This is a genomic window from Thioclava sp. JM3 (assembly GCF_002213185.1).
GTDB lineage: Bacteria > Pseudomonadota > Alphaproteobacteria > Rhodobacterales > Rhodobacteraceae > Thioclava > Thioclava nitratireducens.
The window spans coordinates 250702-276509 of record NZ_NBOB01000001.1; the positions used below are offsets into that span (position 1 = coordinate 250702).

The 25808-nt window shown below is 63.1% G+C and carries 23 protein-coding genes; 21 read left to right on the forward strand and 2 right to left on the reverse strand.

Translation table 11 applies throughout. The features are described 5' to 3' along the window. Position 1: 1 nt before the first annotated feature. Genes glgC through B6V73_RS01205 form a run of 4 tightly spaced genes read left to right on the forward strand, consistent with a single transcriptional unit; the run spans position 2 to position 6390 of the window. Complete coding sequence (glgC, locus tag B6V73_RS01190) at positions 2-1273, forward strand: glucose-1-phosphate adenylyltransferase (RefSeq protein WP_075774802.1); 1272 nt, start codon at positions 2-4, stop codon at positions 1271-1273. A 58-nt stretch (positions 1274-1331) separates the two neighbouring features. Next, a complete protein-coding gene (glgA, locus tag B6V73_RS01195; RefSeq protein ID WP_088718611.1) occupies positions 1332-2753 on the forward strand; it encodes a glycogen synthase GlgA in 1422 nt (473 codons plus the stop codon). Beyond that, complete coding sequence (gene glgX / locus B6V73_RS01200; RefSeq protein ID WP_088724307.1) at positions 2750-4768, forward strand: glycogen debranching protein GlgX; 2019 nt, start codon at positions 2750-2752, stop codon at positions 4766-4768. Before glgA ends, glgX begins: the two co-directional genes overlap by 4 nt. Beyond that, on the forward strand, positions 4765-6390 hold the full coding sequence (locus B6V73_RS01205; protein WP_088724308.1) for an alpha-D-glucose phosphate-specific phosphoglucomutase: 1626 nt from the start codon (positions 4765-4767) through the stop codon (positions 6388-6390). The genes glgX and B6V73_RS01205 overlap by 4 nt, the downstream gene beginning before the upstream one ends. 123 nt (positions 6391-6513) lie before the next feature. Here the strand turns inward: B6V73_RS01205 and B6V73_RS01210 are convergent, their stop codons facing one another. After that, positions 6514-7485, reverse strand: a complete 972-nt coding sequence (locus B6V73_RS01210) for a quinone oxidoreductase (protein WP_088724309.1) — start codon at positions 7483-7485, stop codon at positions 6514-6516. A 47-nt stretch (positions 7486-7532) separates the two neighbouring features. Continuing rightward, on the reverse strand, positions 7533-8462 hold the full coding sequence (locus B6V73_RS01215) for a LysR substrate-binding domain-containing protein (protein ID WP_088724310.1): 930 nt from the start codon (positions 8460-8462) through the stop codon (positions 7533-7535). 107 nt (positions 8463-8569) lie between these two features. On the opposite strand from B6V73_RS01215, the gene B6V73_RS01220 reads away from it, so the two are divergent. The 17 genes from B6V73_RS01220 to B6V73_RS01300 all read left to right on the forward strand — a co-directional run bounded on the left by B6V73_RS01220 (position 8570) and on the right by B6V73_RS01300 (position 25795). Further along, positions 8570-9565 carry a class 1 fructose-bisphosphatase gene (locus B6V73_RS01220; protein ID WP_075774808.1) on the forward strand — a complete coding sequence of 332 codons (996 nt, stop codon included), beginning with the start codon at positions 8570-8572 and terminating at the stop codon, positions 9563-9565. Positions 9566-9568: 3 nt separating this feature from the next. Next, positions 9569-10441, forward strand: coding sequence for a phosphoribulokinase (locus tag B6V73_RS01225; protein ID WP_088722779.1), 873 nt, complete (start codon positions 9569-9571; stop codon positions 10439-10441). A 17-nt stretch (positions 10442-10458) separates the two neighbouring features. Continuing rightward, on the forward strand, positions 10459-12432 hold the full coding sequence (tkt, locus tag B6V73_RS01230; RefSeq protein WP_088724498.1) for a transketolase: 1974 nt from the start codon (positions 10459-10461) through the stop codon (positions 12430-12432). Positions 12433-12445: 13 nt separating this feature from the next. Next, positions 12446-13447, forward strand: a complete 1002-nt coding sequence (gene gap / locus B6V73_RS01235; protein WP_088724311.1) for a type I glyceraldehyde-3-phosphate dehydrogenase — start codon at positions 12446-12448, stop codon at positions 13445-13447. A gap of 58 nt (positions 13448-13505) precedes the next feature. Then, the gene (gene fba / locus B6V73_RS01240; protein ID WP_088724312.1) at positions 13506-14585 is read left to right on the forward strand and encodes a class II fructose-bisphosphate aldolase; all 1080 of its coding nucleotides are present in this window, start codon (positions 13506-13508) and stop codon (positions 14583-14585) included. Between the two features lie 71 nt (positions 14586-14656). Beyond that, positions 14657-16090 carry a form I ribulose bisphosphate carboxylase large subunit gene (locus B6V73_RS01245; RefSeq protein WP_088724313.1) on the forward strand — a complete coding sequence of 478 codons (1434 nt, stop codon included), beginning with the start codon at positions 14657-14659 and terminating at the stop codon, positions 16088-16090. 41 nt (positions 16091-16131) lie between these two features. Further along, positions 16132-16497, forward strand: coding sequence for a ribulose bisphosphate carboxylase small subunit (locus B6V73_RS01250; protein ID WP_075774814.1), 366 nt, complete (start codon positions 16132-16134; stop codon positions 16495-16497). 83 nt (positions 16498-16580) lie between these two features. Further along, positions 16581-17417 carry a CbbQ/NirQ/NorQ/GpvN family protein gene (locus B6V73_RS01255; protein ID WP_088724314.1) on the forward strand — a complete coding sequence of 279 codons (837 nt, stop codon included), beginning with the start codon at positions 16581-16583 and terminating at the stop codon, positions 17415-17417. Positions 17418-17429: 12 nt separating this feature from the next. Beyond that, positions 17430-19757, forward strand: coding sequence for a VWA domain-containing protein (locus tag B6V73_RS01260; protein WP_088724315.1), 2328 nt, complete (start codon positions 17430-17432; stop codon positions 19755-19757). Between the two features lie 18 nt (positions 19758-19775). Then, positions 19776-20477 carry a ribulose-phosphate 3-epimerase gene (gene rpe / locus B6V73_RS01265; protein ID WP_088722783.1) on the forward strand — a complete coding sequence of 234 codons (702 nt, stop codon included), beginning with the start codon at positions 19776-19778 and terminating at the stop codon, positions 20475-20477. Positions 20478-20589: 112 nt separating this feature from the next. Beyond that, positions 20590-21498: an MBL fold metallo-hydrolase gene (locus B6V73_RS01270; RefSeq protein WP_088724316.1), complete on the forward strand. Its 909-nt coding sequence runs from the start codon at positions 20590-20592 to the stop codon at positions 21496-21498. 83 nt (positions 21499-21581) lie between these two features. Beyond that, the gene (locus B6V73_RS01275; protein WP_077701221.1) at positions 21582-22457 is read left to right on the forward strand and encodes an MBL fold metallo-hydrolase; all 876 of its coding nucleotides are present in this window, start codon (positions 21582-21584) and stop codon (positions 22455-22457) included. Between the two features lie 8 nt (positions 22458-22465). Next, positions 22466-23020, forward strand: coding sequence for a thioredoxin family protein (locus B6V73_RS01280; protein ID WP_075774820.1), 555 nt, complete (start codon positions 22466-22468; stop codon positions 23018-23020). After that, on the forward strand, positions 23017-23679 hold the full coding sequence (locus B6V73_RS01285; protein WP_075774821.1) for a phosphoglycolate phosphatase: 663 nt from the start codon (positions 23017-23019) through the stop codon (positions 23677-23679). Before B6V73_RS01280 ends, B6V73_RS01285 begins: the two co-directional genes overlap by 4 nt. Next, positions 23673-24374, forward strand: a complete 702-nt coding sequence (locus B6V73_RS01290; protein WP_088718596.1) for an HAD family hydrolase — start codon at positions 23673-23675, stop codon at positions 24372-24374. Before B6V73_RS01285 ends, B6V73_RS01290 begins: the two co-directional genes overlap by 7 nt. A gap of 48 nt (positions 24375-24422) precedes the next feature. Then, a complete protein-coding gene (locus B6V73_RS01295; protein ID WP_075775107.1) occupies positions 24423-25286 on the forward strand; it encodes an MBL fold metallo-hydrolase in 864 nt (287 codons plus the stop codon). Positions 25287-25354: 68 nt separating this feature from the next. Continuing rightward, on the forward strand, positions 25355-25795 hold the full coding sequence (locus B6V73_RS01300; RefSeq protein ID WP_088724317.1) for a TIGR01244 family sulfur transferase: 441 nt from the start codon (positions 25355-25357) through the stop codon (positions 25793-25795). Positions 25796-25808: the final 13 nt, after the last annotated feature.

Sequence of the window (25808 nt, forward strand, 5' to 3'; positions counted from 1 at the left end):
TATGAAACCACAGCCCAACACGCGCCTGAGCGCACAGGCCATGGCCTTCGTGCTGGCGGGCGGCCGCGGGAGTCGCCTCAAGGAGCTCACCGACAGGCGCGCGAAACCCGCGGTCTATTTCGGCGGCAAGACCCGGATCATCGATTTCGCTCTGTCGAACGCGCTCAATTCCGGCATCCGCAAGATGGCCATCGCCACGCAATACAAGGCGCATTCGCTGATCCGCCACATCCAGCGCGGCTGGGATTTCTTCCGCGCCGAGCGGAACGAATATCTCGACATCCTGCCCGCAAGCCAGCGCGTAGCCGATAGCCGCTGGTATGCGGGCACCGCCGATGCGGTCGCTCAGAACATCGATATCGTTGAAGATTACGGCGTGAAATACGTCATCATCCTTGCCGGCGACCATATCTACAAGATGGATTACGAGGTGATGCTGCGCCAGCATGTCGAGACCAAGGCCGATGTCACCATCGGCTGCCTGACGGTGCCGCGCATGGAAGCGACCGCCTTTGGCGTGATGGCCATCGACAAGACCGGCCAGGTCACCGATTTCCTCGAAAAGCCCGCCGACCCGCCCGGCATGCCCGGCGATCCCGATCACGCGCTGGCCTCGATGGGAATCTATGTCTTCGACTGGGAATTCCTGCGCGAATTGTTGATCCGCGACATGGAGGATCCGAATTCAAGCCACGATTTCGGTCATGACCTGATCCCGCAGATCGTCAAGCACGGCAAGGCTATGGCGCATAAGTTCTCGGATAGCTGCGTCACGACGGGACTGGAGACCGAGCCTTACTGGCGCGACGTCGGTACGGTCGATGCGTTCTGGCAGGCCAATATCGACCTCACGGATTTTACGCCGAAGCTAGACCTCTATGACACCGAATGGCCGATCTGGACCTATGCCGAGATCGTGCCGCCCGCGAAATTTATCCACGATGAGGACGGACGACGGGGCTCTGCGATCTCCTCGCTGGTTTCTGGCGATTGCATCGTCTCGGGTGCGGAGGTGCGCAATTCGCTGCTTCATACGGGCGTGCGTGCGCATAGTTTCGCAAGCCTCGAGGAGGCGGTGGTGCTGCCTTACGTCGATATCGGGCGACATGCGCGGCTCAGCCAATGCGTGATCGACCGCGGCGTGCAAATCCCCGCAGGCCTTGTCGTGGGCGAGGATCCGGAAGAAGACGAGAAGTGGTTCCGCCGGTCGGAAGGCGGGGTCGTGCTGATTACGCAGGCGATGCTCGACAAACGCGCGGCGGCATTGGACTAACTGGGGTGGATAGCGGGGCGCTGCCCCGCACCCCGGGATATTTGGAAAGAGCGAAGACATGAAACGCGTGCTCTCGGTTGCGTCAGAAGCGGTTCCACTGATCAAGACGGGCGGTCTGGCCGATGTGGCAGGCGCGTTGCCCGCCGCTCTCAAAGGGCAGGGCTGGGAGATGCGGGTGATGATCCCGGCCTATCGCGGAATCCTGAAAAAGCTGAAATCGCCGAAACCAGTATGGGAAAGCGAGAGCCTCTATGGCGGTCCGGCGCGGCTGGTGCTGGGCAAGGCGGGCGGCATGGAGGTTCTGGCGCTGCAGGCCGACCATCTGTTTGACCGTGACGGGGGCCCGTATTCCGAAGACGGGCGCGACTATCCCGACAATGCCGAACGCTTCGCAGCCCTCAGTTTCGTCGCCGCCGAGATCGCGCGCGAGGGCGCGGGCAAATGGCAGCCCGATCTGGTGCATTGCCACGATTGGCAAACCGGGCTCGTGCCATGGTATCTGCGCGGCACCGGGATCCCGACCGTGATGACAATCCACAACATCGCGTTTCAGGGCCGGTTCGGCCGCGACAAGCTGGCAGCCCTCGGGCTGCAGGCGTGGGATTTCACCCGCGAAGGCGTGGAGTTCTGGGGCGACATCTCGACGCTCAAGGCTGGGTTGGTTGCGGCGAGCGCAATCACCACGGTCAGCCCGCGTTATGCCGACGAGTTGATGCGCGGCGAGTTCGGCATGGGTTTGGAAGGTGTCATTCAGGCCCGCGCGGGCGATCTGCACGGTATCCTCAACGGCATCGATCTGGAGGTCTGGAATCCTGAGGCCGATCCGGAGGCGACGTCTTTCTCGGCTACGAAGCTCGGTGGGAAATCTAATAATCGCAAGGCCTTGGAAGCCGAGTTTGAACTGGATGCGCCGGGGCCGCTTGCGATTCTGATTTCGCGCCTGACAGCGCAGAAGGGGATGGATCTGATCGCCCCGGCGCTCGAGCCCTATCTCGAAGCGGGCGGTGGCCTTGCCGTGCTTGGATCGGGCGATGGCTGGGCCGAGGATGCGATGCGCGAGCTTGCTGCGCGCCATCCCGGTCGGGTTGGCGTGAAGATCGGCTATGACGAGGCGCTGAGCCACCGGATGTATGCGGGCGGCGACGCGGTGCTGGTGCCCTCGCGGTTCGAGCCCTGCGGGCTGACGCAGCTTTACGGGCTGCGTTATGGCTGTATCCCGGTGGTCTCTGCCGTCGGCGGTCTGGCCGATACGGTGGTGGGCGCAACGCCCGCGACAGAAGCCGCGGGCGCATCGACCGGCATCGTATTCCATCCCGTCGACGATCTGGCGCTGCGGCAGGCGCTGATGAAGTTGATCGCGCTTTACGGCGATCGAAAAGGCTGGTCCGCGATGCAGCGCCGCGCGATGAAAACCGACTGGGGCTGGGAGCGGTCAGCCGCGCGCTATGCCGCGCTGTATGACGACCTTGTCGCTCGATGAAGATCACCCCAGGGAAACCGGACCCGCTGGGCGCGACGCCCTGCGAAGGTGGCGTGAATTTCGCGCTTGCCTCGGCCCATGCCGAGAGGGTGGAGATATGCCTGTTCAACGGCGAGAAGGAAGAACGCATAGACTTGCCGGGACGGTCGGGGCCGATCTGGCATGGCCTCGTCGCGGGGCTCAATCCGGGCGCACGCTATGGCTACCGCGTGCATGGGCCCTGGGCCCCCGAAGCTGGACATCGCTTCAACCCGGCGAAGCTGCTGATCGACCCTTACGCGCGGCAGATCGACTCGAAGATCAGCTGGCAAGCACCTATGCAATATGGAAAATCCAGGCCAGACCGACGAAACAGTGCGAGCGTTGTGCCGAAGTCGGTCGTGACCGATATCGAGCGGCCCAAATGGGATCGCCCGCGCCACAGCTGGTCGGAAACAGTGATCTACGAGGCCCATCCCAAGGGGCTGACGATGACCCATCCGGACGTGCCCGTGGCGCTGCGCGGCACATGGGCAGGGCTCGCCTCTGATCCGATCCTGTCGCATCTCGCCGATCTTGGGATCACCGCGATCGAGCTGCTGCCGAGCTGCGCCTATCTCGACGACCGCTTCCTGGTCGAGAAGGGGTTGAGCAACTACTGGGGCTACCAGCCGATCGCCAATTTCGCGCCCGAGCCGCGCTATTCCGGGCCAGATCCGCGCGGCGAATTCCGCGACATGGTGCGGCGCTTCCATGGCGCCGGGATCGAGGTGATCCTTGATGTCGTCTACAACCATACGGGTGAGGGCAACGCGGTCGGGCCGATGCTCAGCCTTCGCGGCCTCGACAATGCGAGCTATTACCGCCTGACACGAGACGGCACCTATATCGACGAGACCGGAACGGGCAATACGCTGGACCTGTCGAACCCGCTTTGCCTGCGTCTGGTGATGGATTGCCTGCGCCATTGGGTCGAGGAGATGGGCGTCGATGGCTTCCGCTTCGATCTGGCCGCGACGCTCGCACGCGGATCGTCGGGGGCCGTCGAGGCGCATTCGCAATTTCTCACCGCGATCGAGCAGGATCCCGTCCTGCGGAATGTGAAGCTGATCGCGGAGCCGTGGGATATCGGGCCGGGCGGCTATTACCTCGGTGGCTTCCCGCATCCGTTCACCGAATGGAACGACCGTTTCCGTGACGACGCGCGGCGCTTCTGGCGCGGCGATCGTGGGATGGCGGGCGATCTGGCGCGACGCGTCGCGGGCTCGGCGGAGATCTTCGACCAGATGGGACGGCCCGCGACGGCATCGGTGAATTTCATCACCGCGCATGACGGATTTACGCTGCAAGACCTCGTCTCCTATGGCGAAAAGCAGAACCTCGCGAATGGCGAGGAAAACCGCGATGGCCATGATGCGAACTTCTCTGAGGCGCTCGAGGACCCTGAGGCGCAGGCTTTGCGCAAACGCGCGTTGCTCGCGACGCTGCTGATGAGCCAAGGCGTTCCGATGCTGCTGGCGGGCGACGAGATCGGCAATTCTCAGGGCGGCAACAACAATGCCTATGCGCAGGATAACGAGGTCGGTTGGATCGACTGGAGTGGACCTGACGAGACTTTAACAAAATTCGTCAAACGCTTGATAGAGATACGAAAAAATCACCGCGTCTTGCGACAGAACCGCTATCTGCATTCGCTGATCCGCAAGCAGGACGGGATGCGCGATCTGATCTGGCGGCTCGCCTCGGGGCACGAACCCGAGCCGCATGATTGGAACGATCCCGAACTGCGCTGCATCGGTGTCGAGATCCGTGGCGCCGCCGAGGGGCCGGCAGGCGAGGCCGGGAGCGAAGCGGTCTATGTGATCCTCAACGCAGGGCCCAAACAACAGGTGCGGTTACCTCCCGGTCGCTGGACCTGCTTGATCGATTCCGCGTTTCCTGAACGGGAGGCGGAACAATTGGGCGCCCCTGAGGCTTGCCTTGCCGCACAATCCGTTCAAGTCTTTACCCGCGCAACAGTGCAGGAGAAATCATGACCCGCCACGCGACCCAGCCCATCGACGGCCAGAAACCCGGAACCTCGGGGCTGCGCAAGAAAACCCGCGTTTTCATGCAGCCGAACTATCTCGAGAACTTCGTGCAATCGACCTTCGACGCGATCGGCGGCGTGCGAGGCAAGACTTTGGTTCTTGGCGGAGACGGGCGCTATTTCGGGCGTGAAGCTGCGAGTACGATCCTGAAAATGGCGGCTGCCAATGGGGCCGCGCGGATGATCGTGGGGCAGGGTGCGTGGCTCTCGACGCCCGCCGCCTCGAACCTGATCCGGCAGCGTCAGGCGAACGGCGGCATCATCCTCTCGGCCAGCCACAATCCGGGCGGCCCGGACGAGGATTTTGGCGTCAAATACAATAGCTCCAATGGCGGTCCAGCGCCGGAATCGATCACCTCGGCGATCCACAAACGCACGCAGGAGATCACCGAATATCATCTGCTCGACGCGGCAGACCCGGATCTGGACAGCGTCGGTGAGACGAAACTGGGAGAGATGACCGTCGAAGTCGTCGACCCCGTGACCGCCTATGCCGACCTGATGGAAACGATATTCGATTTCAACGCTTTGCGCGATGTCTTTAAGGCGGGCTTCCGGATGCGGATGGACTCGATGTGCGCCATCACCGGACCTTACGCGGTCGAGATCTTCGAGAACCGTCTCGGTGCGCCGGCGGGGACCGTGACCCATGGCACGCCGTTGCCGGATTTCGGCGGTATGCATCCCGATCCGAACCCGACCTGGGCGCATGAGTTGATGGACGAGATGATGGGCGAAAACGCCCCGGATTTCGGCGCGGCGTCGGATGGTGATGGCGACAGGAACATGATCCTTGGCGCGGGCACTTATGTCTCGCCGTCGGACAGTCTTGCTGTGCTGGCCGCAAATGCGCATCTCGTGCCGGGCTACAAGGACGGGCTGAAGGGCGTCGCGCGCTCGATGCCGACCTCTGCGGCGGCGGATCGGGTGGCCGAGGCGCTCGGCCTCGATTGCTACGAGACGCCGACGGGCTGGAAGTTCTTCGGCAACCTGATGGATGCGGGGCGCGTGTCGCTCTGTGGCGAGGAGAGCTTCGGCACGGGCTCCGACCATGTGCGCGAGAAGGACGGGCTCTGGGCGGTGCTGATGTGGCTCAACATCCTTGCCGTGCGGAAGATGTCGGTGGCCGAGATCATGGCCGATCATTTCGCGCGTTATGGCCGCAACTACTATTCGCGCCACGATTACGAGGCGCTGCCGACCGAGCAGGCAGAGGCGATGCTGGACGATCTCCGTGGCCGCCTTGGAGAGCTGAAAGGGACGCAGGTCGAAGGGCTTACGGTCGAAAGCTCAGACGAGTTTTCCTATACTGATCCGGTCGATGGCTCGGTCGCGGAAGGTCAGGGTTTCCGTATTCTGTTCGAAGGCGGCTCGCGCGTCGTGCTGCGGCTGTCAGGCACGGGCACCGAGGGCGCGACGCTGCGCGTGTATCTCGAGCGCTATGCGCCGGGACCGGACGGTTTGGACCATGATCCGCAAGAGGCGCTGGCACCGATCATCCGGGCGACAGAGGCGCTGGTGGGGATCCGAGAGCGCACGGGGCGAGAGAGGCCCGACGTCATCACCTGATCCCGTCAGGGGGTAAATCCGGCCGCAAAACAAAGTCGGGGGGCTGAAATCGCCCCCCGTTTTCATACTGCATTAATACCTATAATCGGTATTATGTAAATTCGGAATGCGATTTGACGCCCATTATGGGGTCAAAACCGTGCTCCCGACCGTTTTCCGGCCCTCCAGCGCCTCATGGGCTGCAGCAACATCCTCCAGAGAAAATGTCTGTGGCACGTCGATCTTGATGTCGCCTTTTCCAATCATCTCAAAGAGTTCTGCGGCGGAGTTGCGCAACCACCCCGGTTGATCCGTGTGTTGGAACAAGGTCGGCCGCGTCAGGAACAGCGAGTTACGCGCAAGATCGCCGATCTTGAACTGATCCGCCGGTCCCGAGCTTTGTCCGAAGCACACCAGCGTGCCGAAGCGCTTGAGCACATCGAGCGACGTCATCACCGTGTCGGCGCCCACCGAGTCATAGACCGCCGCGACGCCTGCGCCGTCGGTGAGCCGTTTGACCTCTGCGCCGAAATCCTCAGTCCGGTAATCGATCACCGCGTCATATCCGTGCTCAAGAGCACGCGCGCATTTCTCAGGCCCGCCAGCCGTACCGATCGCGCGTACGCCCTTGGCCTTGAGCCATTGACCCGCGATCGAGCCGACGCCACCAGCCGCCGCGTGGAAAAGCACGGTGTCACCGGACTTTACAGGATACGAGTGATGAATCAGGTAATGCACGGTCAGACCTTTAAGCATCACCGCTGCCGCGACTTCGTCGGAAATATCGTCCGGGATCGGCACCACGTTTTTCGCCGCGATCACCCGGTGGCTCGCATAAGCGCCGTTGGGCTGCGTATAGGCCACGCGCTGTCCGACCTGCAGATCGACGCCGTTGCCGACCGCCTCGATGACGCCCGCCGCTTCACCGCCGGTGATCAGATCGCTCTCGACGGGCCACGGATAGAGGCCGGTACGGAAGTAAACATCAATGAAATTCAGACCGATAGCGGTATGTCTTAAGGTGATTTCACCGGGTCCGGGCTTGGGAACCTCTATTTCGATCTTGTGGAATTGGTCGCGCCCGCCGGGGCGCGCGATTGCCATCGCATAGGCCATGATATCCTCCCTGTTGCCGCGCAAAGGTACTCCGCGCGGCCCCGGCGTCAATCCGGGATCGGATGCGGAAGGAAGGCGCCGTTCATCTCGACGATCTCATCCCAGACGCGCAGCGCCAGTTCGCGCGGGCGTTCGCTCTCGCGGCGCACGAGGAACCAATGACGCATCAGCGGCAAACCAGGCGCCGGGATCAGCGCCAGGCGTCCGGTCTCCAGTTCGTCCGTCACCGTGTGCAGGCTAAGAAACGCGATGCCGAGACCCGCCATCACCGCCTGCTTGATCGTCTCGTTGCTGTCCATCTCCAGCGTGTCATAGAGCCGCCCGTCGCCGACCCGGTCGAGCCAGCGCGACATCAGGATCCGCGTCCCCGATCCTTCCTCGCGCGAGATGAAGGTCTCGCCGAAAAGCTGCTCCAGATCGTCGGCCTTGGCGATCAGCGGATGGCCCGGCGGCGCGACCAGCGCATGCGGATGCTGGCCGATCGGTTCGGCCACAACGGGCGGATGGCGCGGCGGTCGGCCCATCACGGCGATGTCGAAACTGCCGCGCTCGATCCCCTCGATAATGGCCGAACGGTTGCCCACGCGCAGTGCGACCTCGATCTCGGGATGTGCGTCTTGCAGCATCTTCACCAGCCGCGGCGCGAAATACTTGCCGGTGGAGACGACGCCGAGCGTGATCCGACCCACCTGCCCCCGTGCGATGGCGCTCAGCGTCGCTTCGGCCTGCGACAAGTTGTCCTCGATCCGCAGCGCGCTCTCGCGCAGCGCTTTGCCTGCTTCGGTCAGCTCGGATCCGGCGCCATCAGCGGCACGCTGGATCAGCTTCATCCCGATCGCGTCCTCCAGTCCCCTGATTTGCGTATGAATTGCTGGGGTTGTGAGGTTCAGGCTCTCTCCGGCAGCCGTCAGCGAACCGCCGCGAGCCACCGCATCGAGCGCGCGTAATTGCTTCAGCGTCACAGCATTCATCCGCATTGGGTTTCAAATTTCCTTAACGCACATTCCCTTTATTTAAATTTCATAAAAAACAGATCCGGGCAATGGTCTGGCTCACAAGAACATCGTCTTTGGAGGAGGAGAAGATGTCCGTGAGTTTCGACGGCCTCGGTATTTCTGCCGATCTTGCCGACACCATGACCCGCTTGACCAGCGTCGGCGCCCAGCTTGCCCGCATGATTGCGCGCAACGGGCTGGACGGAAATCTGGCGGAAGCGGCTGGCACCAATGCCGGTGGCGACGGGCAGAAAGCGCTCGACGTGATCGCGGACGAGGCCTTCATGGCCGCGCTGCGCGGTGGTGCGGTGCGCCATTACGCCTCGGAAGAGCAGGACGAGGTGGTCGATTTCGGGACCGGCACGCTCGCGCTCGCCATCGATCCGCTCGACGGGTCTTCCAATATCGACGTGAATGTCTCGATCGGCACGATCTTCTCGATCTTCGAGGCAGCCGACGACACGGAGGCCAGCTTCCTGCGTCCGGCGAACGAGCAGATCGCGGGCGGCTACATTATCTTCGGACCGCAGACCGCCCTGGTCGTGACCTTCGGGAAGGGTGTGCAGCAATGGGTTCTCGAGCCCGGAAGCGACATCTGGCGCCGCGTGGCCGATCCGAAGCCCCTGCCCTCCGAGACCTCGGAATACGCGATCAACGCCTCGAACTACCGCCACTGGCCGCAGCCGATCCGCGCCTTCATCGACGATCTCGTCGCCGGCGCCGAAGGCCCGCGCGGGCGCAACTTCAACATGCGCTGGATCGCGTCGCTGGTGGCCGAGACCCACCGCATCATCTCGCGCGGCGGCGTGTTCCTCTATCCCGGTGACGACCGCGAAGGCTACCAGCGCGGACGCCTGCGGCACGTCTACGAATGCGCGCCAATCGCGATGCTGATCGAGCAGCTCGGCGGCGAGGCCACCGACGGCGCCGATCCCATCATGTCCGCGACGCCCGACCGGCTGCATGCCCGCACGCCCTTCGTATTCGGCTCGGCCAGCAAGGTCGCCCGCGTCGCCGCCTATCACGACTTGCCGCAGGATGAAGCCCACGCGCTCTTCAATACCCGCGGCCTCTTCCGGAGCTGATACATGTCCAAGAAACACCCCATCATTTCCGTCGTCGGTTCCTCCGGTGCAGGTACCTCGACGGTGAAATCGACCTTCGACCAGATCTTCCGCCGCGAGGGAATTTCGGCGGTCTCGATCGAGGGAGACGCCTTCCACCGCTACAACCGCGCCGACATGAAGGAAGAGCTGCAGAAGCGCTATGACGCCGGCGATCAGGGCTTCTCCCACTTCTCCTACGAAGCCAATGAACTCAAAGAGTTGGAGCGCGTCTTTCGTGAATATGGCGAGACCGGCAAGGGCAAGACCCGCCATTACGTCCATGACGATGCCGAGGCCGAGAAATGGGGCACGCCTCCCGGTCATTTCACCGACTGGAGCGATTTCGCCGACGAGTCCGATCTGCTTTTCTACGAAGGTCTGCACGGCTGCGTGGTCAATGACGAGGTGAACCTCTCGGCGCTTGCCGATCTGAAGATCGGCGTGGTGCCAGTGATCAACCTCGAATGGATCCAGAAGATCCATCGCGACCGGGCCTCCCGCGGCTATTCGACCGAAGCCGTCACCGACGTGATCCTGCGCCGCATGCACGCCTATGTGCATTGCATCACGCCGCAATTCACCGAGACGGATATCAATTTCCAGCGCGTGCCGGTCGTCGACACTTCGAACCCGTTCATCGCGCGCTGGATTCCGACCGCGGATGAGAGCCTCGTGGTGATCCGCTTCAAGAACCCGCGCGGGATCGATTTCCCTTATCTCACCTCGATGATCAACGGCTCGTGGATGAGCCGCGCCAACTCGATCGTCATTCCCGGCAACCGTCAGGATCTGGCCATGCAGCTGATCCTCACCCCCCTCATCGAGCGCCTCGTGCGCGAAGCGAAGCGGGCTTGAGAAGGATGAACAAGGCGATGAAAGATATTCAAATTACGCAAGAAACCCGGATGGCGAATGCGATCCGCGCGCTCGCGATGGATGCGGTGCAAAAGGCCAATTCTGGCCATCCCGGCATGCCGATGGGCATGGCCGATGTGGCGACGGTTCTGTTCAACCGCTTCATCAATATCGATCCCACCGCGCCGAAATGGCCCGATCGCGACCGCTTCGTGCTGTCGGCCGGGCACGGTTCGATGCTGCTCTACGCGATCAACCATCTGCTGGGCTATGAAGACATGGGCATGGACCAAATCAAGGCGTTCCGCCAGCTGGGTTCGCGCACCGCTGGTCACCCGGAATACGGCCATGCCGACGGGATCGAAGTGACCACCGGGCCGCTTGGTCAGGGTGTCGCGACCGCCGTGGGAATGGCGATTGCCGAGAAGATGAAGAACGCGCGCTATGGCACCGATCTGGTTGATCATTTTACCTATGTCATCGCGGGCGACGGCTGCCTGATGGAAGGGATCAGCCACGAGGCGATCGACCTCGCGGGTCATCTGGCGCTCGGCAAGTTGATCGTGCTGTGGGACGACAATTCGATCACCATCGACGGCGACACCGATCTCTCCACCTCGATGGATCAGAAGGCGCGTTTCGCCGCCGCCGGCTGGCATGTCGTCGACTGCGACGGCCACAGCCCGACCGAGATCGCCGCTGCGATCGAGGCCGCGCGTCAGGATCCGCGCCCGTCGATGATCGCCTGCCGCACCATCATCGGCTTCGGTGCGCCCAACAAGCAAGGTGGCCACGATGTCCACGGCGCGCCGCTGGGTGACGCCGAGATCGCTGCCGCGCGCAAGCAACTGCATTGGGACCATCCGCCGTTCGAAATTCCGGCCGCGATCTACGAGGAATGGGGCCGGATCGCCTCGCGCGGCGCGCGGGCGCGGGCGGAATGGGAGACGAGGCTGAACGCCGCGCCCGCTCGCGCCGACTTCCTCGCCGCAGAAGAGGCCGACACCAGCGCCCTGCCCGCCGCGATCGCCCTCTACAAGCGCAAGCTGTCGCAGGACAGGCCCAAGGTAGCGACCCGCAATGCGAGCCAGATGGCGCTGGAAGTGGTCAACGCCACCCTGCCCTTCACCGTGGGCGGCTCGGCCGATCTGACCGGCTCGAACCTCACGAAATCCTCGGGCATGAAATCGATCACGCCTACCGATTTCACCGGCGATTACATCCATTACGGCATTCGCGAGCACGGCATGGCCGCTGCGATGAACGGTATCGTGCTCCATGGCGGGCTGCGGCCCTATGGGGGCACCTTCCTGGCCTTCGCCGATTACTGCCGCCCCGCAATTCGTTTGTCGGCACTGATGGGCGTGCCGACCTGCTATGTCATGACCCATGACTCGATCGGCCTCGGCGAGGACGGTCCCACCCATCAGCCGGTAGAGCATCTGGCCTCGCTCCGGGCCATTCCTAACCTGCTCGTCCTCCGACCGGCCGATGCGGTGGAGACCGCCGAGGCCTGGGAAATCGCCATGACCTCGACGGCCACGCCGACGATGATCGTGGCCTCGCGTCAGGGTTTGCCGACGGTTCGCATCGAACATACGGACGAGAACCTCACCGCACGCGGCGCCTATCTGCTGCGCGCACCCGAGGCCCGCGACGTGACGCTGATCGCCACCGGGTCCGAAGTTGAGATCGCAATGGCCGCTGCCGAACAACTGGCCGAGCAAGGGATCAAGGCCGCGGTCGTCTCCGCGCCGTGTTTCGAGCTTTTCGAGAAACAGGACGCGGCCTATCGCGCCGAGGTTCTCGGCGATGCCCCGCGCGTCGGCTGCGAAGCCGCGATCCGTCAGGGCTGGGATCTCTTCCTGCGCCCCGAGGACCGCTTCGTGGGCATGACCGGTTTCGGAGCCTCGGCCCCTGCCCCGGCGCTCTACGAACACTTCAACATCACGTCCGAAGCGATTGTTTCGGATGCAAAAGAACTGATCTGAGGGACTAACGAGAATGACGGTTAAAGTTGCCATCAACGGGTTTGGACGTATCGGCCGCAACGTGCTGCGCGGGATCATCGAGTCGGGTCGCACCGATATCGAGGTAATTGCGATCAACGATCTGGGCCCGGTCGAAACCAACGCCCATCTGCTGCAATTCGACAGCGTCCACGGCCGCTTCCCGCAGGAGGTCACCACCGGCGAGGACTGGATCGACGCAGGCCGCGGCAAGATCAAGGTCACCGCGATCCGCGACCCGAAGGAGCTGCCCTGGGGCGACGTGGACATCGCGATGGAATGCACGGGCATCTTCACCGCGCGGGAGAAAGCTGCCTTCCACCTGGAGAACGGCTCGAAGCGCGTGCTCGTCTCGGCCCCGGCGGCCGGTGCTGACAAGACCATCGTTTACGGCGTGAACCACGGTGCGCTGACCAAGGACGATCTGGTCGTGTCGAACGCGTCCTGCACGACGAACTGCCTTTCGCCGGTCGCCAAGGCGCTCAACGACGCGATCGGCATCTCGAAAGGCTTCATGACGACGATCCACAGCTATACCGGCGACCAGCCGACGCTCGATACGATGCATTCCGACATGTATCGCGCCCGCGCCGCCGCGCTGTCGATGATCCCGACCTCGACCGGGGCTGCGAAGGCCGTGGGTCTGGTGCTGCCGGAGCTCAACGGCAAGCTGGACGGAGTCGCGATCCGCGTGCCGACGCCGAATGTCTCGGTCGTCGATCTGGTCTTCGAGGCCGCGAAAGAGACCACTGTGGAAGAGCTCAACGCGGCTATCCGCACCGCCGCTGACGGCCCGATGAAAGGCATCCTCGGCTACACCGACAAACCCAATGTTTCCAGCGACTTCAACCACGATCCTCACTCTTCGGTCTTCCACATGGACCAGACCAAAGTGATGGACGGCCGGATGGTGCGCATCCTCAGCTGGTACGACAACGAATGGGGCTTCTCCAACCGCATGGCCGACACCGCCGTCGCGATGGGAAAGCTCCTCTGACCGCGGCGCGACCGGTTAGGCCCGCAACGTAAGGCCCACAACGTAAGGAACACCTGATATGGCACTGATTACGCTCAGACAATTGCTCGATCACGCCGCGGAATACGGCTACGGCGTGCCGGCGTTCAACATTAACAACATGGAACAGGGTATCGCCATCATGAAGGCGGCGGCGAAATGCGACGCGCCCGTCATCATGCAGGCCTCGCGCGGCGCGCGCAGCTATGCCGGCGACATCATGCTGCGCCACATGATCCAGGCGCTGTCGGAGATGTATCCCGATATCCCGCTGTGCATGCATCAGGACCACGGCAATAATGAGGCCACCTGCCTCACCGCGATCCGCCACGGCTTCACCTCGGTGATGATGGACGGCTCGCTGAAAGAGGACATGAAGACCCCCGCCGATTGGGATTACAACGTCGCGATTACCAAGCGCGTGGCCGATATGGCTCATTGGGTGGGCGCTTCGGTCGAGGGCGAGCTGGGCGTGCTCGGCAATCTCGAGACCGGCGAAGCGGCGGAGGAAGACGGCTCGGGCGCGGTTGGCAAACTCAGCCACGACCAGCTGCTGACGGATCCCGACGAGGCGCTGGATTTCGTCAAGCTGACCAAGGTCGATGCGCTGGCGATCGCCTGCGGCACCAGCCACGGCGCCTACAAGTTCTCGCGCAAGCCCACGGGCGACATCCTCGCGATCAGCCAGATCGAGAAGATCCATGCGAAGATTCCGAACGTCCATCTGGTCATGCACGGCTCGTCCAGCGTGCCGCAATATCTGCAGGACCTGATCAACGAGTCCGGCGGCGAGATGCCCCAGACCTACGGCGTGCCGGTCGAAGAGATCGAGCGCGGCATCAAGTCGGGCGTGCGCAAGGTGAATATCGACACCGACAACCGAATGGCCCTGACGGCTCAGTTCCGCAAGGTCGCGCAAAGCAAGCCGACGGAATTCGACCCGCGCAAATTCATGATCCCCGCGATGGAAGAGATGGAGAAGCTCTGCCTCGACCGCTTCCAGCGCTTCGGCACCGCCGGGAATGCCAGCAAGATCAAGGTGATCGACCTCGACGACATGGCCAAGCGCTATGCCGAGGGATCGCTCGACCCGGTGATTTCCGCGGCCAAGGCCGCCTGACACACCCGCGATCCCGGCAGTCGAGCGCCCGGGGCCGCAGTTATCGGATTTAGGGAGACAAGGAGACCCCGATGAACCAGCATGCAAATCCCGGTAAATACAGCGCCGGCGTCAAGGAATACCGTGAAACCTATTGGGAGCCGAACTACACCCCCAAGGACAGCGACGTGCTCGCCGTCTTCAAGATCACGCCGCAGCCCGGCGTCCCGCGAGAGGAAGCCGCAGCCGCCGTCGCCGCAGAAAGCTCGACCGGCACCTGGACCACCGTCTGGACCGACCTGCTGACCGATCTCGACTACTATAAGGGTCGTGCCTACGCGATCGAGGACGTGCCGGGAGATGACGAGAGCTACTACGCTTTCATCGCTTACCCGATGGGTCTGTTCGAAGAGGGCTCGGTCGTCAACGTCTTCACCTCGCTCGTGGGCAACGTCTTCGGCTTCAAGGCCGTGCGGGCCCTGCGTCTGGAAGACGTGCGCTTCCCGCTGTGGTTCGTGACGACCTGTGACGGCCCGCCCCACGGCATTCAGGTCGAGCGCGACAAGCTCGACAAATACGGCCGTCCCTTCCTGGGGTGCACGATCAAGCCGAAGCTGGGTCTCTCGGCCAAGAACTACGGCCGCGCGGTCTACGAGGCGCTGCGGGGGGGACTCGACTTCACCAAGGATGACGAGAACATCAACTCGCAGCCCTTCATGCGCTGGCGTGACCGTTTCGAGTTCTGTCAGGAAGCGATCGACAAGGCCGAGCGCGAAACCGGCGAGCGCAAGGGCCACTACCTGAACGTCACCGCGCCGAACATCGAAGAGATGTACAAGCGCGCCGAGTTCGCCAAGGAGATCGGGTCGCCGATCATCATGTCGGACTACCTGACGATGGGCTGGGCCGCGCAGGCCTCGCTGAGCCGCTGGTGCCGCGATAACGGCATGCTGCTGCACGTGCACCGCGCGATGCATGGCGTGATCGACCGCCACCCCAAGCACGGCATCAACTTCCGCGTTCTCGCGAAGATGCTGCGCCTTCTGGGCGGCGACCACCTGCACTCGGGCACCGTCGTCGGCAAGCTCGAAGGCGACCGCGAGGCGACGCTCGGCTGGATCGACCTGATGCGCGACAAATACGTCAAGGAAGACCGCTCGCGCGGCATCTTCTTCGATCAGGACTGGGGTCAGATGCCGGGCGTGCTCCCGGTGGCTTCGGGCGGCATCCACGTCTGGCACATGCCCGCGCTGGTCAACATCTTCGGCGATGACAGCTGCCTTCAGTTCGGCGGCGGCACGCTGGGCCACCCCTGGGGCAACGCCGCGGGCGCAGCGGCCAACCGCGTCGCGGTCGAGGCCTGCGTCAAGGCACGCAACGAGGGCCGCGATCTCGAGAAGGAGGCGAAAGACATCATGACCTCGGCCGCCAAGCACTCGCCCGAACTCAAGATCGCCATGGAGACGTGGAAAGAGATCAAGTTCGAGTTCGACACCGTGGACAAGCTGGACGTGGCGCACCGCTAAGGCGCGCCCCTCCCACAAACGCCTGAGAAAGGACTGACACCATGAGTGAAATGCAAGATTACGGCTCCCGCATCTCGGACCCGAACAGCCGCAAGATGGGCACCTTCTCCTATCTGCCCCAGCTCAGCGATGACGAGCTGCGCAAGCAGGTGGAATACATCGTCTCGAAAGGCTGGAACCCGGCCATCGAGCATACCGAGCCCGAGAATATGCGCTCGAACTTCTGGTACATGTGGAAGCTGCCGATGTTCGGGGAAACCGATGTCGATGCGATCTTCCGCGAGATCGAGATGTGCAAGAAGGCCAACCCGGGCAACCATGTCCGCCTCGTCGGCTACGACAACTTCAAGCAGACGCAGGGCACCTCGATGGTGGTGCACCGCGCCGACATGTCGGCCTCTGCCTGATCTGATACCGGGGCGGGCTGCCGATCGCGGCGGCCCGCCCTGCCCCATTTTTCCGGATTTTCCAGCGCGACGGAGAGCCACCCATGAGCGATATCGACCCAGACCAGTTCCGCGTGAAGACCGAGCCCTACTACCGGCCCGTCGGCAACGAGATCGAACAATACGCCGCCGCCTATGACGTGCGGATGCCGGTGATGCTCAAGGGCCCCACGGGCTGCGGCAAGTCGCGCTTCGTCGAATATATGGCGTGGAAATTGAAACGCCCCCTGATCACCGTGGCCTGTAACGAGGACATGACCGCGTCCGACCTGATCGGGCGGTTCCTCCTCGATATCAACGGCACGAAATGGCAGGACGGCCCGCTGACCGTTGCCGCGCGGATCGGCGCGATCTGCTATCTCGACGAGGTCGTCGAGGCCCGTCAGGACACCACCGTCGTCATCCACCCGCTGACCGATCACCGCCGCCAGCTGCCGCTGGAGAAGAAGGGCGAGCTAGTCGACGCGCATCCCGATTTTCAGGTCGTGATCTCGTATAACCCCGGCTACCAGTCGATGATGAAGGACCTCAAGCAATCGACCAAGCAGCGTTTCGGCGCGATGAGCTTCGACTACCCGCAGGCCGCGACCGAGGCCGAGATCGTCAGCCACGAGGCCGAGATTGACCTCAAGACCGCCGAAAAGCTCGTGCAGGTCGCCCAACGCTCGCGCAACCTCAAGGGCCACGGGCTCGATGAGGGCATGTCGACGCGCCTTCTCGTTTATGCAGGCCAGTTGATCTCGCAGGACATCCCCGCGCCAGCCGCCTGCCAGATGGCGCTGGTGGAGCCGCTGACAGATGACGCGGATATGCGCGACACGTTGCAGGCGGCCGTCCAGACCTTCTTCCCCGAGATCACCGACAGCTCGAAGGTGGCGTAAGGAGCGCGTCCGATGAAGGTCGATCTCGACGATTACGCCGCCGATCTGATCAAATCCGCGCCGGAGCTGGAGGAGACCCTCGACGGGCTCTTCCACGAGGCGGCGCGGATGATGTCGCCCGCCGGGCTGAAGGATTACATGGACGGTGCGAAGGCGATGACCTCGCTCGGCAAGGGGCCGCGGCTGCTGATCTCCTATCTCGACGAGATGCCGCAGGTCGCCAAGGAATGCGGCGAGGACGTCATTCGGGACGTGGTGGGCGCGGTGCTGAAGCTGGCCTCGATGGTGTCGGGCGAAATCCTGGTGCTGATGCTCGACACGCTGCCCGGCGCCGCCAACCGCTTCGGCGATCCGGAACTGCTGCGCGGCTATCTGGCGCTGCTGCACCGGCTGGCGGCCCGTGCGCCACGGGGACTGCGTCCGATGTTCGGCGTGCTCGAAGAACTGCTGGCGAAACTCACGCTCTCGGGCCTGCGCCGCTGGGTGGATTTCGGCGCCGAAGCCTATCGCCGCGACCTGCCGAAACAGGCGGATTACTTCGGGCTCGTCTCGGAAGACAGCCGTGCGGTGCTCAAACAGGAACGCCGCGGCACGTTGTTCATCGACAGCCAGCGCCGATTGAACTTCTACCTCCGCGCCTTCTGGGCCCGCGATTTCTTCCTGCGTCCCTCTGCCGCCGATTTCGAGGGGTTCCGCCCCTTCATCGAGGACGGCGCGCTGCATCTGCCCGATGCGGTGGACGGGATCAACGGCGCCTCCGGCCTCGATCTCTACCGCGCGATGTGCGCCCATATGGCGGCCCATATCGTCTATTCCGATCACGGGCTGGGGCAGGAAGCGCTCAATCCGGCGCAGATTTTCCTGATCGGCATGATCGAGGATGCCCGCGTCGAATATTGCGCGACGCGGGCCTTTCCGGGGCTGCGCGCGATGTTCGACCGGCTGATGCCGGACACGCCACCCGGCGCTTACGAGCACGAGACGATGTATCTGCTGGAAAAAGTCGCCCGCGCGCTCAACACGCCCGGCACCCGCACCGGCGATCTGGAAATAGACAATCTCGTCGAGACCTTCCACGGCGAGATCGCGGGCAATGCGCGCGAGACGATGTTCTCCTGGTCGCTGGGCGTCGAACTTTACAACCTGCTGGCGCAGCGCCGCGCGGTGCCGTCCCTTCGCATTCTCGAATCTCTGAAAATTCCGTATCGCGACGACAACCGCTTCATCTGGTCGCTCTCGGATTACGACTGGTCGAACCAGAACGCCTATCAGCCCGCGCAGGGTCAGGTGCGCAAGCGCGTGGGCCTGATGGAATTCGTCAACGAGGTGGATGTCGAGACCGCGGGCGACGATGCGCAGGAGGTCTGGGTGCTGTCGTCAGAGCTGTTCCCCTACGAGGATGAGGGCGTCAGCTATAACGAGATGGAGGGCAAGGCCCCGATCTCCGACCCGTTCCATTACGGTGAATGGGATTACAAGGTGCAGTTGATGCGCCCGTCGTGGTCGACTGTCTACGAACACCGCCCGCCGATGGGCGACCCGGACGAGATCGACACGATCCTGACCGCGCATCGCGGCATCCGTCACCGGATCAAGCAGATCGTGGACCGGCTGCGCCCGCAGGGCATCTCGCGCCAGCGGCGGCTGGAGGATGGCGACGAGCTGGATATCAACGCCGCCGTCGATGCGATGGTGATGCAGCGCATCGGCATGCAGCCCGACATGCGGATCACCATGCGCAACGTCATCAACCGGCGCGATCTGGCGGTCTGCATCCTGCTCGACCTGTCGGAGAGCACCAACGAGACCGTGCGCGGCTCGGACAAGACCGTGCTGGAGCTGACGCGCGAAGCCTCGGCGCTGGTGGCCGCGGCGATCGAAGGGATCGGCGACCCGTTCGCGATCCACGGCTTTTCCTCGGATGGCCGCCATGACGTGCAATATCAGCGCTTCAAGGATTTCGAACAGAAGCTCGATTCCGAGGTCAAAGGCCGCCTTGCGGGCATGAAGGGCGGGCTCTCGACCCGCATGGGGGCCGCGATGCGCCATGCCGCCCATCATTTGTCCCTGCGCCCGGAAGCCCATAAACTGTTGCTGATCGTCACCGATGGCGAACCGGCCGATATCGACGAGCGCGACCCGCAATATCTGCGCATGGATGCCAAGAAGGCGGTTGCGGAACTCCAGCAGATCGGCATTAACAGCTATTGTCTGACGCTGGACCCCGAAGCCGATGCCTATGTGTCGCGCATCTTCGGGACCAATAATTACACCGTGATCGATCAGGTCGAGCGCCTGCCCGAGAAACTGCCGACCCTGTTCGCGCAACTGACGAAATGAGCCGCCAAGGAGGCCCCCATGAGCTTTGACCGTTCCATCAAGATCGCGCCCTCGATCCTGTCGGCCGATTTCGCCAATTTCGGCGCCGAGATCCGCGCCATCGAAGATCAGGGGGCCGATTGGGTCCATGTCGACGTGATGGACGGGCATTTCGTGCCGAACCTCACCTTCGGCCCGCCCGCCGTGAAAGCGTTCCGCCCGCATGTGAAGACCTTCATGGACGTCCACCTGATGATCGCGCCGGTCGACCCTTACATCGAGGCCTATGCCGAAGCGGGTGCCGACATGATCGTGGCGCATTGGGAGGCCGGTCCGCACCCGCACCGCACGCTGCAGGCGATCAAGGCGCAGGGCGTGAAATGCGGCATCTCGCTGAACCCCGGCACGCCCGCCAACGTGATCTCGGAACTGCTAGACCTCGTCGATATGGTTCTCGTGATGAGCGTTAATCCCGGTTTCGGCGGCCAAAAATTCATCCCCTCCAGCATAAACAAGGTCCGCCAAGTGCGCGAAATGATTGGCGATCGGGAGATTCACATTCAGGTGGATGGCGGCGTCGATCCGACTACGGTCGGCCCGCTGGTCGAGGCTGGTGCGGATTGCTTCGTCGCGGGCTCCGCCGTCTTCAAGGGCGGCTCGGTCGATAGGCCGGAGGTGTATGGCCAGAATATGCGCGCGATCCGCGAAGCGGCGGAGGGTGCTCTCAAAGCCGCGCAGTGAGAAACTGCCAAGCTGCAAGGAGATCGGTCGCGATCTCGTGATCTGACCGCTTGCCCTGCCGCTGCCTCTCGTTCATATTCGTGGAATTGAATACCAGCTAGGGAGGACTGGCATGACATTCACGCGACGCACCATTCTGCGCGGAGGGCTGGCCATGGGCGCCATGACAGCCCTTCCCCGGCTCAGCTTCGCCGCCCAGACCCTCGAGATGGGTTCGGCCCGGCTCGACACGCTGTCCGATGGCAATCTCGTGCTGCCGATCGGCTTTGTGACCGACAATCCGGAGGCTAAGCCGATCCTCGAGAGCTACGGCATCACCGGAGACTCGGTCGAACCGCCCTGCAACGTCACGCTCTATCGCGACGGCACCAACACCGTGCTGTTCGACGTGGGGTCGGGCAATGACTTCATGCCGTCTGCGGGTAAGCTGATGGAAGCAATGGGCGCGCTCGAAGTCGCCCCCGAGGACGTGACCCATGTCGTCTTCACCCATGGCCACCCGGATCACCTCTGGGGCGTGCTCGACGATTTCGACGAGCCGTTCTTCGCCAACGCCGAGCACATGATGGGCAAGGACGAATTCGAATATTGGCTCAACCCGGAGACGCTCGACACGATCGATCAGGGCCGCAAGACCTTCGCGGCAGGCGCGCTGCGTCGCCTCCAGATCCTTGAAGACCAGATTGCAACCTTTGGAGATGGCGAGGAAATCCTCCCCGGCATCTTGGCGCAGATGACGCCCGGCCACACGCCCGGTCACATGTCCTTCCACGTCAAGAACGGCGAGACGCAGGCCTTCATCATCGGCGATGCGATCGTGAACCACTACCTCGCCTTCGCCGCGCCGGGCATGGCGGCAGGCTCCGACCAAAACCCCGATCTGGGCGCGGAGACCCGTGTCGCGTTGCTCGATCAGCTGGCGACCGACAAGCTGCCGATCATCGGCTATCACCTGCCCGAAGGCGGCCTGGGCCGGGTCGAGCGCGACGGCGACGCCTATCGCTACGTGCCGGAGGTCTGAGGGTGAAAAAACTCCTTTTGACCAGCGTCTTGGCGGGACTTCTTCATCTGAGCCCCGTACTCGCCTCTGAAGACGTGCCGGATATGTATCCCGGTTCGGTTCTCTACTCTAAGCCCTATGAGGTGATCCCCGGCGTCTGGACCGCGATCGGGGCCACCGCGCCGCCGACCTATGAGAATTCGGGTCATAACAACAATCTCAGCTTCATCGTCACCGGCGATGGCGTGGTCGTGGTGAATTCCGGCGCGTCCTATCAGCTCGCCAAGGCGCTGCATGACGAGATCAAGGCGGTCACCGATCAGCCGGTGAAGCTGGTGATCAACGAGAACGGTCAGGGCCATTCGATGCTCGGCAACAATTACTGGATCGAACAGGGCGTGCCGGTGCTCGCCCATGTCGATGCGGCGGCCGAGTTCGAACATGACGCCGGCGGCGCCTTCGAGGCGCTCAAGAGCTACGGTAAGGAAACCGCCGAAGGCACCGATCCGAAGCTGCCCACCGAGACTTTCGAGGACAAGCGCGTCATCGAGATGGGCGATATGACCATCGAAGTGATGCATCTGGGCCCCGCGCACAGCCCCGGCGACACGCAGGTCTGGCTGCCGGAACAGAAATTCATGATCGCGGGCGATATCGCTTTTTCGGAACGGATGCCGCCGATCTTCTCGGGCACCTGCACGAGCTGCTGGATCGAGACCTTCGAGACCAAATTCGCGCCGCTGGAGCCTGCCTTCATCATCCCCGGTCACGGCCATCCGACGAACCTCGAGAAGGTCACGCGCGGAACGACGGGCTACCTGAAATATCTGCGCGGAAAGATCGCCGAACATCTCGACAATGGTGGCGATCTGGCCGAGGCCTACTACGTGGATCAGAGCCCCTACAAAAACCTCGACACGTTCGAGGAACTGGCGACGAAAAACGCGGGCGTCGTCTACGAGGAAATGGAATTCGAATAGGAGGCCGCATGGCTGTCACTCCCCCCGTCTGCGATTTCGGCTGGAAGGCTCCGGGCTTCACCCTGCCCGGCACCGACGGCAAGCAATACAGCTTTGACGACATCCGTGGTCCCAAGGGCACGCTCGTGATGTTCATTTGCAACCATTGCCCCTATGTCCAGTCAATCCTCGACCGCATCCTGCGCGATGCGGCGGAGTTGCAGAAGGCGGGGATCGGCGTCGTTGCGATCTCGGCCAACGATGTCGACGAATATCCGCAGGACAGCTTCGAGAACATGGCCAAGCTGGCCGAGGAGAAGGGCTTCCCCTTCCCCTATCTCTATGACGAAACTCAGGCGGTCGCGAAGGCATACGGGGCCGCCTGCACCCCGGACTTCTTCGGTTTCAACGCCGAGGACGGGCTGCAATATCGCGGCCGTCTCGATGCCTCGACCAAGCAGGCCGCCGCGGTCGACGCCAAGCGAGAACTCTACGAAGGCATGATGTTGGTCGCCGAGACCGGCGAAGGCCCGCGCGACCAGATTCCGTCGATGGGCTGCTCCATCAAATGGAAATCGGCATGAGCGATGCGCCTTCCGTCATCTTCGATCTCGACGGAACGCTGATCGATTCCGTGCCCGCGATCCATGCCGTTTCGAACGCCGTTCTGACCGATATGGGCTTCGAGCCGCTCTCGCTTCCGACGGTCCGAAGCTTCGTCGGCAAGGGCGTGCCCAACCTCGTGCGCCAGTTGCTGATCACCTCGGGCGAAGACCCGGACGGGCCGCTCTTCAATCGGGTGGAGCACGCCCTCGTCGCGCGCTACGAGACCGATGTGGAGGGCAACGTGCCCTACCCCAACGTGATCGCCGCGCTCGACCGGCTCACGGAGATGGGCTGCCGGATGGCGGTCTGCACGAACAAACCGGTCCGCCCCGCAGAAGCCGCGCTGCGCCATGTCGGTTTATGGGACTATTTCGAGTTGACGCTGGGCGGGGACTCCATGCCCACCCGCAAGCCCGAGCCTGAAATGCTGCATCATTGCCATCGGGCCCTGGGCGGCGGACAGATGATCTATGTCGGCGACAGCGAGGTCGATGCGGAAACGGCGGCGAATGCGCAGGCCCCGTTTGCGATCTATTCCGAGGGCTATCGCAAGACGCCCTTGACCGACGTGCCCCATGACGTCGCCTTCTCGGATTGGGCGATGCTGCCCGGTCTGGTGGAGGGCTGGAAATGGTAAGCGCGCTGATCTTCGACGTCGACGGAACGCTGGCCGAAACCGAAGAAGCCCATCGCCGTGCATTCAACGAGACCTTTGCTGCACGGCGCGTGGACTGGAACTGGTCGCAGGAGACCTATCGCGAACTGCTGAAGACCGCCGGCGGCAAGGAGCGCATGGCGCGCCACCGCGAGGTCATGGGCTTCGGCCCGACCGACGACGAGATCGCCATGCTGCACGAGATCAAGACCCGCCGCTATGTCGAGATCATCACCGGCGGGCAGGTCCCGCTGCGCCCGGGCGTGGCGCGGCTGATCGCAAATGCGCGTGCCGCCGGGATGAAGCTCGCCATCGCCACGACGACGAACCGTCCCAATGTCGATGCGCTGATCCGCGCGCAGCTGGGTGCCGACCCCGATCACCTGTTCGATGCGATCGCGGCAGGCGACGAGGTCGCCGCCAAGAAACCCGCGCCCGACGTGTTCGAACTCGCGCTGAACCGGCTGCATCTGCCGCCCGAGGCCTGCATCGCCTTCGAGGATAGCGAGGTGGGCCTGCGCTCTGCGCAAGCGGCCGGGCTGCGCGTGGTCGTGACGCCCTCGGCCTATACCGATGGCGGCGATTTCTCGAGCGCGGAGTGGGTGCTCCCCGATCTCTCGCACCCCTTACCGCCCGAGATCACGGAAGGGCTGGGACAGAGTGCCGCAATTTCATAAGATCGGACTCGGCTACATATGCTGGGCAGGTTAACGGAGGCCGCCATGATCAAACCGGACGTCAAAGCTTTTTTCGACACCGCGACTTTCACCGTCTCCTACGTGGTGAAAGATCCCGGCAGCAAAGCCTGCGCCGTTGTCGATAGCGTGCTCGATTTCGACTATTCCTCGGGCCGGACGGATACCAAATCCGCCGACGAGGTGATCGCCTATGTGCAGGAGAACGGGCTTGAGGTGGAGTGGATCCTCGAGAGTCACGTCCATGCCGACCACCTTTCCGCCGCGCCCTACATTCAGGAGCGCGTCGGCGGCAAGATCGGCATCGGCGACCGCATTCAGGTCGTGCAGGACACCTTCGGCAAGATCTTCAACGAAGGCACCGAATTCCAGCGCGACGGTTCGCAGTTCGACAGGCTCTTCAAGGAAGGCGACACTTTCAGCGTCGGCGCGCTGGAGGGTCGCGTTCTGCACACGCCGGGCCATACGCCCGCTTGCCTTACCTACGTCATCGGCGATGCGGCCTTCGTGGGCGATACGCTCTTCATGCCCGATTTCGGCACCGCGCGCTGCGACTTCCCCGGCGGCTCGGCGGAGACGCTCTACGCCTCGATCCAGAAGATCTTGTCGCTGCCCGACGAGACCCGCATTTTCGTGGGCCACGACTACAAGGCACCGGGCCGCGACGAATTTGCGTGGGAGACGAGCGTGGCCGAGGAAAAGGCCCGCAACATCCATATCGGCGGCGGCAAGTCCGAGGCCGAGTTCGTCAAGATGCGCACCGAGCGCGATGCGACTCTGGCGATGCCGAAGCTCATCATCCCGTCGCTTCAGGTAAACATGCGCGCGGGCCAGATGCCTCCGAAGGACGAGGACGGCAAGACCTACCTCAAAGTGCCGGTCAACGGGCTTTGAGACGATAAACCGAGAGGGCGGGAAACCCCGCCCGTCTCCACCTAGAAGGCAGGATAACAGGACAGATCATGGAATTGCGCAAACTTTCCGACGAGTTCTCCGTCGCCCCGCAGATCGAACCCGAAGACGTGCCGAAGCTTGCCGAGATGGGCTTTCGCACGCTGATCATCAATCGTCCCGACGAGGAGATCGAGGACGCAGATCAGCGCTCGGACGCGATCGCCGCGCTTTGCTCGACGCATGGCCTCACGCCTTACTACCTGCCCTACTATCCCGGCGAACTGAGCCTCGAACTGGTCGACAATTTCGCGACGATCATGGGCGCGGCAGAGAAACCCGCCTTGGGCTATTGCCGCTCGGGCACGCGCTCGTCGCATTTGTGGGGCGTCAGCCAGGCGGGCGAGATGGAAATCGACAAGATCGTCGCGACCGCCGCCGAAGCGGGCTATGACCATTCCACGCTGGTGCCGGTGATGCAGTATTACGCCAGCCGCCGCGATCAGGCCTGATCCAGCCCTTTCG

What these genes read in the sequence shown, in the direction of transcription:
- glgC (WP_075774802.1), top strand. Translation starts at nt 2, where the DNA reads ATGAAACCACAGCCCAACACGCGCCTGAGCGCACAGGCCATGGCCTTC.
- glgA (WP_088718611.1), top strand. Translation starts at nt 1,332, where the DNA reads ATGAAACGCGTGCTCTCGGTTGCGTCAGAAGCGGTTCCACTGATCAAG.
- glgX (WP_088724307.1), top strand. Translation starts at nt 2,750, where the DNA reads ATGAAGATCACCCCAGGGAAACCGGACCCGCTGGGCGCGACGCCCTGC.
- B6V73_RS01205 (WP_088724308.1), top strand. Translation starts at nt 4,765, where the DNA reads ATGACCCGCCACGCGACCCAGCCCATCGACGGCCAGAAACCCGGAACC.
- B6V73_RS01210 (WP_088724309.1), bottom strand. Translation starts at nt 7,485, where the DNA reads ATGGCCTATGCGATGGCAATCGCGCGCCCCGGCGGGCGCGACCAATTC.
- B6V73_RS01215 (WP_088724310.1), bottom strand. Translation starts at nt 8,462, where the DNA reads ATGCGGATGAATGCTGTGACGCTGAAGCAATTACGCGCGCTCGATGCG.
- B6V73_RS01220 (WP_075774808.1), top strand. Translation starts at nt 8,570, where the DNA reads ATGTCCGTGAGTTTCGACGGCCTCGGTATTTCTGCCGATCTTGCCGAC.
- B6V73_RS01225 (WP_088722779.1), top strand. Translation starts at nt 9,569, where the DNA reads ATGTCCAAGAAACACCCCATCATTTCCGTCGTCGGTTCCTCCGGTGCA.
- tkt (WP_088724498.1), top strand. Translation starts at nt 10,459, where the DNA reads ATGAAAGATATTCAAATTACGCAAGAAACCCGGATGGCGAATGCGATC.
- gap (WP_088724311.1), top strand. Translation starts at nt 12,446, where the DNA reads ATGACGGTTAAAGTTGCCATCAACGGGTTTGGACGTATCGGCCGCAAC.
- fba (WP_088724312.1), top strand. Translation starts at nt 13,506, where the DNA reads ATGGCACTGATTACGCTCAGACAATTGCTCGATCACGCCGCGGAATAC.
- B6V73_RS01245 (WP_088724313.1), top strand. Translation starts at nt 14,657, where the DNA reads ATGAACCAGCATGCAAATCCCGGTAAATACAGCGCCGGCGTCAAGGAA.
- B6V73_RS01250 (WP_075774814.1), top strand. Translation starts at nt 16,132, where the DNA reads ATGAGTGAAATGCAAGATTACGGCTCCCGCATCTCGGACCCGAACAGC.
- B6V73_RS01255 (WP_088724314.1), top strand. Translation starts at nt 16,581, where the DNA reads ATGAGCGATATCGACCCAGACCAGTTCCGCGTGAAGACCGAGCCCTAC.
- B6V73_RS01260 (WP_088724315.1), top strand. Translation starts at nt 17,430, where the DNA reads ATGAAGGTCGATCTCGACGATTACGCCGCCGATCTGATCAAATCCGCG.
- rpe (WP_088722783.1), top strand. Translation starts at nt 19,776, where the DNA reads ATGAGCTTTGACCGTTCCATCAAGATCGCGCCCTCGATCCTGTCGGCC.
- B6V73_RS01270 (WP_088724316.1), top strand. Translation starts at nt 20,590, where the DNA reads ATGACATTCACGCGACGCACCATTCTGCGCGGAGGGCTGGCCATGGGC.
- B6V73_RS01275 (WP_077701221.1), top strand. Translation starts at nt 21,582, where the DNA reads ATGTATCCCGGTTCGGTTCTCTACTCTAAGCCCTATGAGGTGATCCCC.
- B6V73_RS01280 (WP_075774820.1), top strand. Translation starts at nt 22,466, where the DNA reads ATGGCTGTCACTCCCCCCGTCTGCGATTTCGGCTGGAAGGCTCCGGGC.
- B6V73_RS01285 (WP_075774821.1), top strand. Translation starts at nt 23,017, where the DNA reads ATGAGCGATGCGCCTTCCGTCATCTTCGATCTCGACGGAACGCTGATC.
- B6V73_RS01290 (WP_088718596.1), top strand. Translation starts at nt 23,673, where the DNA reads ATGGTAAGCGCGCTGATCTTCGACGTCGACGGAACGCTGGCCGAAACC.
- B6V73_RS01300 (WP_088724317.1), top strand. Translation starts at nt 25,355, where the DNA reads ATGGAATTGCGCAAACTTTCCGACGAGTTCTCCGTCGCCCCGCAGATC.